The following is a 13,054-nucleotide window of genomic DNA, read 5'->3' on the forward strand; positions in this document are numbered from 1 at the left end:
TTTGTTGTGTTGCCCGCTGCACGAACGGCAGCGGGAAAGGATTCAGAGATGCGGCGGCTTATTCGCCCCAAACGTCCTTGAGGACGTTGACCCAGTTCTCGCCCATGATTTTGCGCACTACCCGCTCGGAGTGGCCGCGCTTGAGCAGGGTCTCGGTCAGGTTCGGGAACTCGCCCACGGTGCGGATACCCAGCGGGTTGATGATCTTGCCGAAGCTGGTCAGGCGGCGGGCATAGCCCTTGTCGTGGGTCAGGTATTCGAAGAAGTCCTGGCCATGGCCCTGGGTGAAGTCGGTACCGATGCCGATGGCGTCTTCGCCGACGATATTCATCACGTACTCGATGGCTTCGGCGTAGTCGTCGATGGTCGAATCGATACCCTTGGCCAGGAACGGCGCGAACATGGTCACGCCGACAAAACCACCGTGGTCGGCAATGAACTTGAGTTCTTCATCGGACTTGTTGCGCGGGTGCTCCTTGAGCCCCGACGGCAGGCAGTGGGAGTAGCAGACCGGCTTCTTCGATTCGAGGATGACTTCTTCGGAAGTCTTGGAACCGACGTGGGACAGGTCGCACATCACGCCAACCCGGTTCATCTCGGCGACGATTTCGCGACCGAAGCCCGACAGGCCGCCGTCACGCTCGTAGCAGCCGGTGCCCACCAGGTTCTGGGTGTTGTAGCACATCTGCACGATACCGACGCCAAGCTGCTTGAAGACTTCGACATAGCCGATCTGGTCTTCAAAGGCGTGGGCATTCTGGAAGCCGAAAAGGATGCCGGTCTTGCCCTGCTCCTTGGCTTTACGGATATCGGCGGTGGTGCGGACCGGAATCACCAGGTCGCTGTTCTCGCGGATCAGCTTCTGGCTGGCAGCGATGTTGTTGACAGTGGCCTGGAAGCCCTCCCACACCGACACGGTGCAGTTGGCCGCGGTCAGACCGCCTTTGCGCATGTCTTCAAACAGCTCGCGGTTCCACTTGGCAATAATCAGCCCGTCGATAACGATGCTGTCGGCGTGCAATTCGGCTGGGCTCATCAGGCTGTCCCCTATTAGCGATTCATGCGCCGAATCGTGTGCCGGCGCTTTGGGGCCAGCATATGCCTCGGTGCAGGGGCAGCCGGGTGCAAAAACGACAGGGGGTTTGCCGAAAGCGTCAATCCGCGACAAAGGGTCGTCGCCAGGCACAATCTCCGACCTGTTCAAGGCCCTCGGCTTGGGCCAGAATTCGCCGCATCACTGGATGCTTCACTGGACAAGAGCGGCGACGATAATGAAATCGATCATTCTGGCAATGGCACTGATTGCGACCGGCGTAAACGCAGCGCAGGTGTCCGACGACAACCCGTGCGACAAAGTCGAAAACGACATCCAGACCCTGGAATGCTCGGCCTTCAGCAAAACCTCCGCCGAAGATCTGCTCAAGGAAAACCTCCAGGGCCTGACCGAGCGCATGCAGTCGCAGTACGGCAAAAACCCGTCGCAACTGGCCGACATCACCGCCAGGATCAAAGCCGCCCAACAGCAATGGCTGAAGACCCGCGACGCAGACTGCGCCGTCGAAACCTTCCCGGCCACCGCCGGCAGCAAGGCGCTCACCATTGCCCAAAACGATTGTGTGGCACGGATGAGTGATGAACGGTCGGAGTTTTTGGAGTCGATTGGGCAGGAATAGTCCTGAGTATCCCGCTGAAAGCTGGCGCTACCACCAGCTTTCAATCGCCAAAAAACCTTCTCCCACAAAGCACTCTGCTCTGACCTACAGCTTCTGTCCAAAGCCGCTGCTCTGCGGACCTTTCACGCAACATGCCGACAAATGTTGCTGATGGCCAAGCATAAAAATATAAGCAAAGATTCGCAAATCTTATAAAAGACTTATATTCTTCCATGAACAGCATTCACTGGACTCGAAAGGCCGTTAAGCAACTCTTGAGATTGCATTCCGTTCACCAGATTCAGGTTCGTGATGCCATCACGGCGCTCGCTGGCATGCCTGAGGCAGGCAATGTCAAAGCACTGGTCGGTCATGACTACGCTTATCGGCTGCGTGTCGGTAATTACCGGGTCATGTTTGATTGGGATGGCGCGATCAAAGTGGTCAGTATTCAAGAGGTCAAAAAACGCGATGAACGCACCTACTGACATTCAAATCATCAACGACGCCGAAGGCAATCCAGCCTTCGTGGTCATTCCCTATGCACAATACGTGGCGCAGAAAATCGAGCCCGACTTGATCCCCCATGAGGTAGTGAGCCGTATCGTCGATGGCGCTACCCCTATCCGCGCCTGGCGCGAACATTTGAACCTTACCCAGGATGAAGTAGCCAAACGCATGGGCATAACCCAGCCTGCCTTTGCCCAACAGGAAACAGTCGCCAAGCCCCGTAAAGCCACTCGCGAAAAAATCGCTTTGGCGTTTGGCATCACGGCCAGCCAGCTTGAGCTGTAAGCTGCATACCCTCTGTCACTAATGGGATTGAACATGAAAGTCTGCGGCATCGAAATCAAAGGCAGCGAAGCGATCATCGCCGTGGCCACGCTGGACGGTCAGGCGCTGAGCCATGTCGCGCTCGCAACCAAGAAAATTGCCCTGGACGATGACGACGAAGCCGCCAATGTCAAAGTGTTCGCCGCTCAGGTCGCTTCGTTTGTCCGTGAGAATTCCATCGACCGCATTGCGATCAAGAAGCGCAGCAAGAAAGGCGAGTTCGCCGGCGGGCCGACGACATTCAAGATCGAAGGGGTTTTCCAATTGCTGGAGAATTGCGAGGTGACCCTGCTGTCGCCGCAGACCATCAATGCGCAGGCTAAAAAGCACAATTTCGAACTGCCAGGGACGCTGAACAAGTATCAGCATGAGGCTTACAAAGCGGCGTGTTCGGCGTTGGTGAAGAAATAAGATCAAAAGATCGCAGCCTTCGGCAGCTCCTACAGGAGATCTCATGTAAGAGCTGCCGAAGGCTGCGATCTTTTAATTTATGCCTTGGCAGTACGCCGGTCTTCCCTCGGGCACCGCTCATATTTCGCCCGATAACTGCGGGTGAAGTACGACGGCGATTCAAATCCGCAGGCAATGCTCACCTCCAGCACACTCATGTCCGTCTGCCGTAGCAACTGCCGGGCCTTTTCCAGCCGTAAGCGCAGGTAGAAATTACTCGGTGTGTCGTTCAGATGCAGGCGAAACAGGCGCTCCAGCTGTCGCCGCGTCACCTTGATCGATTCCGCCAGTTCCAGCGTGCTCAGGGGCGGTTCGCTGTGCTGCTCCATCTCGCCAATCACATGCACCAGCTTCTTGTTGCTGATGCCATAGCGCGTGGCGACTTCCATGCGCTGGTGGTCTTTGCGCGGGCGGATGCGGCCAAGCACGAATTGTTCGCTGACCTGGATCGCAAGATCAGGGCCGTAGGCCTGGGCGATCAGATCCAGCATCAGATCAATGGAAGCAGTGCCGCCAGCGGAGGTGATGCGGCGGCGGTCGATCTCGAACAGCTCCTGAGTAACGCTGAGCTGTGGATAAGATTCCTTGAAGGCATCGATGGCTTCCCAGTGCAGGGTCAGGCGATGACCATCGAGCAAACCGGCCTCGGCGAGGATGAAACTGCCGGTGTCGATGGCGCCGAGCGTCACGCCTTCGTGGTCCAGGCGGCGCAGCCAGTGTTCCAGCGCCGGGGTGGTGAACTTCAGGGGCTCGAAACCGGCGACCACCAGAAGCGTCGCGCCTTTTTTCAACGGCTCCAGCGCCGCATCGGCGTTGACCGACATGCCGTTACTGGCCAGCACCGCCCCGCCATCGGCGCTCAGCACATGCCAGCGGTACAGTTCGCCGCGAAAGCGATTGGCGACCCGCAACGGCTCGATGGCCGAGATAAATCCGATGGCCGAGAAACCCGGCATCAACAAGAAGTAGAAATCCTGGGACATGGAGCGCACTCGCTTAGCAGGTAACAGGAGGCCAGGTAACGAGAGGGCGGGCAGCGTAGGGAGTTGATACGCCAGTTGCGAGCGGCATTCAAGGGGGCAGGTCGCTGCAGTGCAAGAGCTGGTCGCCGCAGTGCGCTTTCATCGGTGCTTTGCTGCGTAACTTGGCATCACCGGCGCATCAGACACCGGAACTCACAATAAACGAACTGCCGAGGAACCTGAGAATGAAACGACTGATCAGCAGCTGTGTTCTTGCACTCAGTGGTACCGCTTTACTGAGCGCCAGTGTCATGGCCGCCGAACCCGCCGCATGCCAGAACGTGCGCATGGGTGTAGTGAACTGGACCGACGTGATCGCCACCAGTGCCATGACCCAGGTATTGCTCGATGGCCTCGGCTACAGCACCAAACAAACCAGCGCCTCCCAGCAAATCATCTTCGCCGGGATCCGCGACCAGCGTCTGGACCTGTTCCTCGGCTACTGGAACCCGCTGATGACCCAGACCATCACCCCGTTCGTCGACGCCAAACAGGTCAAGGTGCTTGAGGCGCCAAGCCTGCAGGACGCCCGCGCGACTCTCGCCGTGCCGACCTACCTCGCCGACAAGGGCCTGAAAACCTTCGCCGACATCGCCAAGTTCGAAAAAGAACTGGGCGGCAAGATCTACGGCATCGAGCCTGGCTCGGGCGCCAACACCCAGATCAAGGCAATGATCTCCAAGAACCAGTTCGGCCTCGGCAAGTTCCAGCTGGTCGAATCCAGCGAAGCCGGCATGCTCGCCGCCGTGGATCGCGCCGTACGTCGCAACGAAGCCGTGGTGTTCTTCGGCTGGGCGCCGCACCCAATGAACGTCAACGTCAAGATGACCTACCTCACCGGCAGCGACGACGCCCTCGGCCCGAACGAAGGCAAGGCCACCGTGTGGACCGTCACCGCGCCGACATATACCGAACAATGCCCGAACATCGGTCGCCTGCTGAGCAACCTGACGTTCACCGCCGAAGACGAGAGCCGGATGATGCAGCCGCTGCTGAATCACAAGGACGCTTTCGAGTCGGCCAAACAATGGCTCAAGGATCACCCGCAGGACAAAAAGCGCTGGCTTGAAGGCGTCACCACCTTCGATGGCAAGCCGGCCGCTGAAAACCTGCAACTGACCAGTAAATAAACCCGAACGAACCACCGACTCGCAGCCCCGACGGGCTGCGAACGGGACCACCACGCCTGGCCAAAGCCAAAACTCGCCTGTAAGGAACCGCCAAATGAACCACGACGTCATCATCACCTGCGCACTCACCGGTGCTGGCGACACGACCGCCAAGAGCCCACACGTGCCGGTCACCCCGAAACAGATCGCCGCTGCCGCCGTGGAAGCCGCCAAGGCCGGCGCCACCGTGGTTCACTGCCATGTGCGTGACCCGCAAACCGGCAAGTTCAGCCGTGACGTGGCGCTGTACCGCGAAGTGATGGAGCGCATCCGCGAGGCGGACGTCGACATCATCGTCAACCTCACCGCTGGCATGGGCGGCGACCTGGAGATCGGTGCCGGCGAGAACCCGATGGAGTTCGGCCCGAATACCGACCTGGTCGGCCCGCTGACCCGCCTGGCCCACGTCGAAGAACTGCTGCCGGAAATCTGCACCCTCGACTGCGGCACCCTGAACTTCGGCGACGGCGACACCATTTACGTCTCCACCCCGGCCCAGCTGCGTGCCGGTGCCAAACGCATTCAAGAGCTGGGCGTTAAAGCCGAGCTGGAAATCTTCGACACTGGCCACCTGTGGTTCGCCAAGCAGATGATCAAGGAAGGCCTGCTCGACAACCCGTTGTTCCAACTGTGCCTGGGCATCCCTTGGGGCGCTCCCGCAGACACCACCACCATGAAAGCCATGGTCGACAACCTGCCGGCCGACGCGGTCTGGGCCGGTTTCGGTATCGGTCGCATGCAGATGCCGATGGCGGCGCAAGCGGTGTTGCTCGGCGGCAACGTGCGGGTCGGGCTGGAAGACAACCTGTGGCTGGACAAGGGCGTGCTGGCGACCAACGGCCAACTGGTCGAGCGCGCCGGCGAAATCCTCAGCCGCCTCGGTGCCCGCATCCTGACCCCGGCTGAAGGCCGGGCAAAAATGGGCCTGACCAAGCGCGGTTGATCCGAACCTACACATACCCTTGTGGGAGCGGGCTTGCCCGCGAAAGCGGTGGTTCTACCGCTGAAGATTCGTCGGATGTACCGGCCTCTTCGCGGGCAAGCCCGCTCCCACAGGGTTCTTCGAACTCTTCAGGAAACCACCATGAGCTTTATCACCGAAATCAAAACCTTCGCCGCGCTGGGCAGCGGTGTCATCGGCAGCGGCTGGGTGTCCCGCGCCCTCGCCCATGGCCTGGATGTCGTGGCCTGGGATCCGGCCCCCGGCGCCGAAGCCGCCTTGCGCAAACGCGTCGCCAATGCCTGGGGCGCGCTGGAGAAACAAGGTCTGGCGCCGGGTGCATCGCAAGATCGCCTGCGCTTTGTCGCGACCATCGAAGAGTGCGTGCGCGATGCCGATTTCATCCAGGAGAGCGCCCCGGAACGACTGGAGCTGAAACTGGAGCTGCACAGCAAAATCAGCGCGGCAGCCAAGCCCAATGCGTTGATCGGCTCCAGCACTTCCGGGCTGTTGCCGAGCGAGTTCTACGAGAGCGCCACGCACCCGGAACGTTGCGTGGTCGGTCATCCGTTCAACCCGGTTTACCTGCTGCCATTGGTGGAAGTGGTCGGCGGTAAAAACACTGCCCCTGAAGCAGTGCAAGCGGCCATGAAAGTCTATGAATCCCTGGGAATGCGCCCGCTGCACGTGCGCAAGGAAGTGCCGGGCTTCATCGCCGACCGCCTGCTCGAAGCGCTGTGGCGTGAGGCTCTGCACCTGGTCAACGACGGCGTGGCGACCACCGGCGAAATCGACGACGCGATCCGTTTTGGCGCGGGTTTGCGCTGGTCGTTCATGGGCACGTTCCTGACCTACACCCTGGCCGGTGGCGATGCCGGCATGCGCCACTTCATGGCACAGTTCGGCCCGGCGTTGCAATTGCCGTGGACCTACCTGCCGGCACCGGAGTTGACCGACAAGCTGATCGACGACGTGGTCGATGGCACCAGCGATCAATTGGGCAAACACAGCATTTCGGCGCTGGAGCGCTATCGTGATGACTGCCTGCTGGCGGTGCTGGAGGCGGTAAAGACCACCAAAGAGAAGCATGGGATGGCTTTCAGCGAGTAACCCCTAGGCTTGGGGCCAACAGCACTGGCCTCTTCGCGAGCAAGTCGAATCGTCGCACCGCCGCTCCCACATTGGAATGCATTCCCCCTGTGGGAGCTGGCTTGCTCGCGAAAGCGGCAGTCCAGTCACTCTATAAATTGGATCAGAAACCATGCCCACCCTCACCACCTACCAAACCACCATCATCCCCGACTGGGTCGACTACAACGGCCACCTGCGCGACGCCTTCTACCTGCTGATCTTCAGCTACGCCACCGATGCCCTGATGGATCGCCTGGGCCTGGACAGCAACAGCCGCGAGGCCAGTGGCAACTCGCTGTTCACCCTCGAACTGCACCTCAATTACCTGCACGAAGTGAAGCTCGACGCCCAGGTCGAAGTGCACACCCAAATCATCGCCCACGACAGCAAGCGCGTGCACCTCTATCACAGCCTGCATCTGGTCGGTGAAGCCCAGGAGCTCGCAGGCAACGAACAGATGCTGCTGCACGTGGATCTCGCCGGGCCGCGTTCGGCGCCGTTCAGCGAACAGTCGTTGGGCCGCTTGCAAGCCATCGTCGCCGAACAGGCGGACCTGCCAACACCCGGGTACATTGGCCGAGTGATCGCACTACCCCAAAAAAAATAACAAGGAGATCGCCATGAATACCGCCGCTGCATTTGCCGACTTCCGTACCTATCCGTTGATCAGCGCGCTGGCTGGCGTGCAGACCCTGGCGGACAGTGTTCTGGTGAAGTGGGCCGACGATCGCGTCAGCCCTTTCCACCATCAATGGCTGCGGGATAACTGCCCGTGCCCGCAATGCGTTTACACCGTGACCCGCGAGCAAGTACTGGAAATCGTCGACGTGGCTCAAGATCTGATGCCCGATAACGCCGGTATCGACAGCGAAGGTTGCCTGTCGGTGGCTTGGCAGGACGGCCACAGCAGCCGCTTCGACCCTGGCTGGCTGCGCGCCCACGCCTATGACGATGAATCCCGCGCCGAGCGTCAGCAGCGCAAGCCGAAAGCCAGGCTCTGGCACAGCGATTTGCAGTTGCCGGTGTTCGAGTATCAAGCGCTGATGAGCGACTCCGACGCCTTGTTGCAATGGTTGTTGGCTGTGCGGGATGTCGGATTGACCCAGGTCCGTGGCGTGCCCACCGAGCCCGGCTCCCTGAAACTGATCGCCCAGCGTATTTCCTTCATCCGCGAGAGCAATTTCGGCGTGCTGTTCAACGTGCAATCCAAGGCCGACGCAGACAGCAACGCCTACACCGCCTTCAACCTGCCGCTGCACAGCGACCTGCCGACCCGGGAGTTGCAACCGGGGCTGCAATTTTTGCATTGCCTGGTCAATGATGCCGAGGGTGGCGAGAGCATTTTTGTCGACGGTTTTGCCATTGCCGACACCTTGCGCCTGGAAGCCCCGGAGGCTTTCAAAAGCCTGTGTGAAATCCCCGTGGAGTTTCGCAATAAGGACCGCCACAGCGACTACCGCTGCCTGGCGCCGATCATCGCCCTGGATGCGTTGGGGCAGGTGTCGGAAATCCGCATGGCGAACTTTCTGCGCGGGCCGTTCGATGCTTCGGTGGAGCAGATGCCCAAGCTGTATCAGGCCTACCGGCGCTTTATCGCGATGACCCGCGAGCCTCGATTCAGGTTGATGCAGCGGCTCAATCCCGGTGAGCTGTGGTGCTTTGACAACCGCCGCACCCTGCATGCCCGCAACGCCTTCGACCCCGCCACCGGGGCGCGGCACTTCCAGGGCTGCTATGTGGACCGTGATGAGTTGTTGTCGCGGATTCTGGTGTTGCAGCGTTAAACCGCGTCATCGTTCTTCGTCGGAACGCCGCCCGGAGCAAGCCCGCTCCCACATTCGATCGCATTCCTCTGGGAGAACTCGGTCAACTGTGGGAGCGGGCTTGCTCGCGAAAGCGGTATATCAATCAACACAAAACCCACTGAATCACAGGCAAAAAAAACCCCGATCAAGCCGTGACAGGATCGAGGCAGAGGGTACTGTTGAGGAGCTGCCGTGCGAGGGTGACCAAACCTTCGTGAAGCAAGCTGAGTCCAGTGTGCCCCCTCCTTTGGCCGGCAAGTTGCCCGAAAGCGACCTGTTCATAGCCAATGCTGCCATTGCGACAATTCGTCCTTGCCGACACACGGCACCCCTACCAGAATCGAACCACGACACCGTTCCCTGAAGAAGGATTGCGTCATGATGCACGCCGATTTGATAGACCAGGAAGACCTGTTGGGCCAGCTCAAGTCGTTGGGATTCAACGTGCCCACTGGAGCCACCGCCGAGCAGGCTTGCGAGTGCGTGGTAAGGGGCTTGGACGATGCCCGTGCGTATGAACTTCGCAAGATGGTCAAGGAGATGTACACCAGCAGCGCGACGATCCTGCCGGCAGTGCGCCAGGCCATCGACAAACAATTGCTGCCGGCGTTGTCGGAGTACCAGCAAAGCCATCGCGGCTGACAGAAAATCAAAAGATCGCAGCCTTCGGCAGCTCCTACAGTTGAAACACGTTCCCTGTAGGAGCTGCCGAAGGCTGCGATCTTTTAATGGCTTCTCGGCTTAAAGCCTTACGCTAGCGAAAGTCGACTCATTGCGCGCCTGGCTCAGCGCCGACAACGGACCGGACAACGGCGACAGCACCAATGCTTGCGGCAGCGGCATCATCGCCACTTGCTGGGTGGTGTTGGACCCTACGCGCTCGTCACGCGGCGGAATGCCGAAGTATTCGCGGTAGCACTTGGAGAAGTGCGGCGTGGACACGAAGCCACAGACCGACGCCACTTCGATGATCGACATCGGCGTTTGCTTGAGCAACTGCCGCGCGCGGATCAGGCGCAGCTTGAGGTAGTAACGCGACGGCGAGCAGTGCAGGTACTTCTGGAACAGGCGCTCGAGCTGACGACGGGACACCGCGACATATACCGCCAGTTCGTCCAGGTCGATCGGTTCTTCGAGGTTGGCTTCCATCAACGCGACGATTTCCTGCAACTTCGGCTGGTTGGTGCCGAGCATGTGCTTGAGCGGCACACGCTGGTGATCCTGCTCGTTGCGGATGCGCTCGTAGACGAACATTTCCGAAATGGCCGCCGACAGCTCACGACCGTGATCGCGGCTGATCAAGTGCAGCATCATGTCCAGCGGCGCGGTGCCGCCGGAGCTGGTGAAACGGTTACGGTCGAGGGTGAACAAGCGTGTGCTCATCGCTACACGCGGGAAAGCTTCCTGCATCGCCGCCAGGCATTCCCAGTGCACGCTGCAATCAAAACCGTCGAGCAGGCCGGCGCAGGCCAGGGCCCAGCTGCCGGTGCACACCGCACCGAGGCGGCGGGACTGGCGAGCCTGGCTTTGCAGCCATGACACATGTTCGCGGGTAACAGTGCGCTGGATGCCGATACCGCCGCAGACGATGACCGTGTCCATTGGCGGCGCTTTGTGCATAGAGGCGTCGGGGGTGATCTGCAGGCCGTCACTGGCCCAGACCTGGCCGCCGTCGACGGTGAGGGTGGTCCAGCGATACAGCTCGCGACCGGACAACTGGTTGGCCATGCGCAGGGGTTCCACTGCGGAGGCCAGAGAAATCAGCGTGAAATTGTCCAACAGCAGAAAGCCGATGGATTGAGGCGCACGGTTCTGGGGTTGGGCCCCGGAGTTGAACGTCGTCATCGCGGTATCTCCTCACACAAAGCGGGTGATGGCCTCAGGCGGAGGCTCTTTTTATCGCCATCGTTCTCGCGTGGGAGACGGGCTTTGTAATGACAGAGCAATTGCCATGCCTAAATTTGAATGCGCGTTCAATAACTCCTAAAAACGACGTCGGAATGTGTCTATATATGTCTTGCAAGGCAGGGGGATTTAAATGGCCATCAGGACTGGCAAACGCCCCCGCCCACAAGCTGTGAGCAATTCGGTAGCACTTGTGGGAACGGCGTTGCGCCGCGATGGAAAGGAGTGTCACCGCAGGCACGGGTGACAGGCGGTCGAAGGCCGGTTGGCCCTCGATCAGTGGCAAGACGATTTATCTGTGAGCGACGCGCCAAAAGGTGGCGCGTTTTAAACAGGGTGTTCACTTAGCGCGCAGTTTTGACTGGTCTGGCGCTATCGCGAGCAAGCTCGCTCCCACAGGGATCGAGGTGAACACAATTTTTGTGACCGACGCAAAACCTGTGGGAGCGAGCTTGCTCGCGATGAAGGCGACGCGGTCTCAGCACTCCACCGCGCTTACCGCCAACCCACCCCGCGATGTCTCCTTATATTTGTCATGCATATCGGCACCGGTATCGCGCATGGTGCGGATCACCCGATCCAGCGAAATAAAGTGCTGGCCATCACCGCGCAATGCCATTTGCGCAGCGTTGATCGCTTTCACCGCGGCAATCGCGTTGCGCTCGATGCACGGCACCTGGACCAACCCACCCACCGGGTCGCAGGTCAGGCCGAGGTTGTGCTCCAGACCGATCTCCGCCGCGTTGCACAACTGTTCTGGCGTGGCACCAAGAATTTCCGCCAGTCCCGCCGCCGCCATGGCGCAGGCCGAACCGACTTCGCCCTGGCAGCCGACTTCGGCACCGGAGATCGAGGCGTTCTTCTTGCACAGGATTCCCACCGCCGCCGCGCCGAGGAAGTAGTCGACGACATTGGCGTCGGTCACGGCCTCGCTGAACTTCATGAAGTAGTGCAGTACCGCCGGAATGATCCCCGCCGCGCCGTTGGTCGGTGCCGTGACCATACGCCCGCCGGCGGCGTTTTCTTCGTTGACCGCCAGGGCGAACAGGTTGACCCATTCCATGGCGCTCAAGGTCGAGCCGATCACGTTGGGTTTGTTCAGTTCCTGCAGGCTGCGATGCAGCTTGGCCGCACGGCGACGCACGTTCAGCCCGCCGGGCAGGATGCCTTCGTGTTTAAGGCCTTGTTCAACGCAATCCTGCATGGCGCGCCAGAGCTTCATCAGGCCGCTGCGGATTTCATCCTCGCTGCGCCAGACTTTCTCGTTGGCCATCATTAACTCAGCCACGCGCAGCTTGTGCTTTTTACACAGCTCCAGCAGCTCGGCAGCGCTGGAAAAGTCATAAGGCAACACGGTGCGGTCGAGGTCGACGACACCGCTGGAGGCCTGCGCCTCATCGACGACAAAACCGCCGCCAACCGAATAGTAGGTGTCGCGATGCAACTCGCCGTCCTCGCCCTCGACAATCAGGGTCATGGCGTTGGGGTGGAATGGCAGGTTCTCGTCGATCAGGCGCATGTCCCGGGCCCAGATGAAGGGCACCGGCAAGCGACTGTCGAGCAGCAGCGTATCGGTCTCGCGCAGGGTGGCGATACGAATGCCGATTTGCGACGGATCGATCGCGTCCGGCCACTCGCCCATCAGGCCCATGATCACGGCATTGTCGCTGCCATGGCCGATGCCGGTGGCCGACAACGAGCCGAACAGCTGGACTTCGACACGCCGCACTTGCTCAAGCAGCCCGCGCTCACGCAGGCCCTGCACAAACAACGCCGCCGCCCGCATGGGCCCCACGGTGTGTGAACTGGAAGGGCCGATGCCGATTTTGAACAGGTCGAAAACACTGATAGCCATTACTGCCGAACTCCTGGATGGGCCCACTGCGCACGCGAAAGCGCACGGTGACGGAGCTGCTACGCTCAAGCTGCAATCCGCCGAGATGACCGCATCATCAAGCTTTTATCCAGTTGTTCGACGTCTCTAACCGACGCACTCATGCCCACCAGCGCCGCGTGTCTTTTACGCTGTGTTTTCGCCGTTTTTTTGCGGTTCAGAGGGGGAAATCGGGCTGAAAAAATCTGTAAACGACGTCACCGACACTGGATGCGACCATCCCTGTACTGGATACGACGCACCCTGTAGGCG

General features: G+C 60.1%; 14 protein-coding genes. 10 read left to right on the forward strand and 4 right to left on the reverse strand.

Features of this window, described 5'->3' with window-relative positions; genetic code table 11:
• Positions 1–58 precede the first annotated feature (58 nt).
• Positions 59–1,036, reverse strand: a complete 978-nt coding sequence (locus ACMDB8_RS25735) for a dipeptidase (RefSeq protein WP_032829497.1) — start codon at positions 1,034–1,036, stop codon at positions 59–61.
• A gap of 235 nt (positions 1,037–1,271) precedes the next feature.
• Between ACMDB8_RS25735 and ACMDB8_RS25740 the strand changes: the two genes are divergently transcribed.
• The 4 genes from ACMDB8_RS25740 to ACMDB8_RS25755 all read left to right on the forward strand — a co-directional run bounded on the left by ACMDB8_RS25740 (position 1,272) and on the right by ACMDB8_RS25755 (position 2,897).
• The gene (locus tag ACMDB8_RS25740) at positions 1,272–1,673 is read left to right on the forward strand and encodes a lysozyme inhibitor LprI family protein (RefSeq protein WP_409078140.1); all 402 of its coding nucleotides are present in this window, start codon (positions 1,272–1,274) and stop codon (positions 1,671–1,673) included.
• A gap of 212 nt (positions 1,674–1,885) precedes the next feature.
• On the forward strand, positions 1,886–2,140 hold the full coding sequence (locus ACMDB8_RS25745; protein ID WP_056726567.1) for a type II toxin-antitoxin system RelE family toxin: 255 nt from the start codon (positions 1,886–1,888) through the stop codon (positions 2,138–2,140).
• Complete coding sequence (locus ACMDB8_RS25750; protein WP_056726566.1) at positions 2,124–2,447, forward strand: helix-turn-helix domain-containing protein; 324 nt, start codon at positions 2,124–2,126, stop codon at positions 2,445–2,447. Before ACMDB8_RS25745 ends, ACMDB8_RS25750 begins: the two co-directional genes overlap by 17 nt.
• 33 nt (positions 2,448–2,480) lie before the next feature.
• A complete protein-coding gene (locus ACMDB8_RS25755) occupies positions 2,481–2,897 on the forward strand; it encodes a DUF3010 family protein (protein ID WP_340313383.1) in 417 nt (138 codons plus the stop codon).
• A 77-nt stretch (positions 2,898–2,974) separates the two neighbouring features.
• On the opposite strand, the gene ACMDB8_RS25760 is transcribed toward ACMDB8_RS25755, so the two are convergent.
• Complete coding sequence (locus ACMDB8_RS25760; protein ID WP_056726564.1) at positions 2,975–3,919, reverse strand: GlxA family transcriptional regulator; 945 nt, start codon at positions 3,917–3,919, stop codon at positions 2,975–2,977.
• Between the two features lie 224 nt (positions 3,920–4,143).
• Between ACMDB8_RS25760 and ACMDB8_RS25765 the strand changes: the two genes are divergently transcribed.
• From ACMDB8_RS25765 to ACMDB8_RS25790, 6 genes are all read left to right on the forward strand, one after another.
• Complete coding sequence (locus tag ACMDB8_RS25765) at positions 4,144–5,088, forward strand: choline ABC transporter substrate-binding protein (protein WP_056726563.1); 945 nt, start codon at positions 4,144–4,146, stop codon at positions 5,086–5,088.
• Positions 5,089–5,182: 94 nt separating this feature from the next.
• A complete protein-coding gene (locus tag ACMDB8_RS25770; protein ID WP_056726562.1) occupies positions 5,183–6,070 on the forward strand; it encodes a 3-keto-5-aminohexanoate cleavage protein in 888 nt (295 codons plus the stop codon).
• Between the two features lie 141 nt (positions 6,071–6,211).
• Entirely contained in the window at positions 6,212–7,177 is a 966-nt protein-coding gene (locus ACMDB8_RS25775) for an L-carnitine dehydrogenase (protein WP_007975496.1), read from the forward strand.
• A 151-nt stretch (positions 7,178–7,328) separates the two neighbouring features.
• Positions 7,329–7,805 (forward strand): thioesterase family protein, encoded by a 477-nt coding sequence (locus tag ACMDB8_RS25780; protein WP_409078141.1) that lies wholly within the window; start codon positions 7,329–7,331, stop codon positions 7,803–7,805.
• A gap of 13 nt (positions 7,806–7,818) precedes the next feature.
• On the forward strand, positions 7,819–8,982 hold the full coding sequence (locus ACMDB8_RS25785) for a gamma-butyrobetaine dioxygenase (RefSeq protein ID WP_056726560.1): 1,164 nt from the start codon (positions 7,819–7,821) through the stop codon (positions 8,980–8,982).
• A 399-nt stretch (positions 8,983–9,381) separates the two neighbouring features.
• Positions 9,382–9,645, forward strand: a complete 264-nt coding sequence (locus tag ACMDB8_RS25790; protein WP_056726559.1) for a hypothetical protein — start codon at positions 9,382–9,384, stop codon at positions 9,643–9,645.
• A gap of 99 nt (positions 9,646–9,744) precedes the next feature.
• Here the strand turns inward: ACMDB8_RS25790 and ACMDB8_RS25795 are convergent, their stop codons facing one another.
• Entirely contained in the window at positions 9,745–10,848 is a 1,104-nt protein-coding gene (locus tag ACMDB8_RS25795) for a GlxA family transcriptional regulator (protein ID WP_007975492.1), read from the reverse strand.
• A 538-nt stretch (positions 10,849–11,386) separates the two neighbouring features.
• On the reverse strand, positions 11,387–12,763 hold the full coding sequence (locus tag ACMDB8_RS25800) for an L-serine ammonia-lyase (protein WP_056726558.1): 1,377 nt from the start codon (positions 12,761–12,763) through the stop codon (positions 11,387–11,389).
• Positions 12,764–13,054 lie beyond the last annotated feature (291 nt).

Origin of the sequence: Pseudomonas monachiensis, assembly GCF_047345015.1 — a bacterium.
In the GTDB taxonomy this organism is placed as follows: Bacteria; Pseudomonadota; Gammaproteobacteria; order Pseudomonadales; family Pseudomonadaceae; genus Aquipseudomonas; species Aquipseudomonas monachiensis.

Bases quoted from the DNA above. Each gene is read 5' to 3' on its own strand.
- ACMDB8_RS25735 (WP_032829497.1), bottom strand. From the start codon at position 1,036: ATGAGCCCAGCCGAATTGCACGCCGACAGCATCGTTATCGACGGGCTG.
- ACMDB8_RS25740 (WP_409078140.1), top strand. From the start codon at position 1,272: ATGAAATCGATCATTCTGGCAATGGCACTGATTGCGACCGGCGTAAAC.
- ACMDB8_RS25745 (WP_056726567.1), top strand. From the start codon at position 1,886: ATGAACAGCATTCACTGGACTCGAAAGGCCGTTAAGCAACTCTTGAGA.
- ACMDB8_RS25750 (WP_056726566.1), top strand. From the start codon at position 2,124: ATGAACGCACCTACTGACATTCAAATCATCAACGACGCCGAAGGCAAT.
- ACMDB8_RS25755 (WP_340313383.1), top strand. From the start codon at position 2,481: ATGAAAGTCTGCGGCATCGAAATCAAAGGCAGCGAAGCGATCATCGCC.
- ACMDB8_RS25760 (WP_056726564.1), bottom strand. From the start codon at position 3,919: ATGTCCCAGGATTTCTACTTCTTGTTGATGCCGGGTTTCTCGGCCATC.
- ACMDB8_RS25765 (WP_056726563.1), top strand. From the start codon at position 4,144: ATGAAACGACTGATCAGCAGCTGTGTTCTTGCACTCAGTGGTACCGCT.
- ACMDB8_RS25770 (WP_056726562.1), top strand. From the start codon at position 5,183: ATGAACCACGACGTCATCATCACCTGCGCACTCACCGGTGCTGGCGAC.
- ACMDB8_RS25775 (WP_007975496.1), top strand. From the start codon at position 6,212: ATGAGCTTTATCACCGAAATCAAAACCTTCGCCGCGCTGGGCAGCGGT.
- ACMDB8_RS25780 (WP_409078141.1), top strand. From the start codon at position 7,329: ATGCCCACCCTCACCACCTACCAAACCACCATCATCCCCGACTGGGTC.
- ACMDB8_RS25785 (WP_056726560.1), top strand. From the start codon at position 7,819: ATGAATACCGCCGCTGCATTTGCCGACTTCCGTACCTATCCGTTGATC.
- ACMDB8_RS25790 (WP_056726559.1), top strand. From the start codon at position 9,382: ATGATGCACGCCGATTTGATAGACCAGGAAGACCTGTTGGGCCAGCTC.
- ACMDB8_RS25795 (WP_007975492.1), bottom strand. From the start codon at position 10,848: ATGACGACGTTCAACTCCGGGGCCCAACCCCAGAACCGTGCGCCTCAA.
- ACMDB8_RS25800 (WP_056726558.1), bottom strand. From the start codon at position 12,763: ATGGCTATCAGTGTTTTCGACCTGTTCAAAATCGGCATCGGCCCTTCC.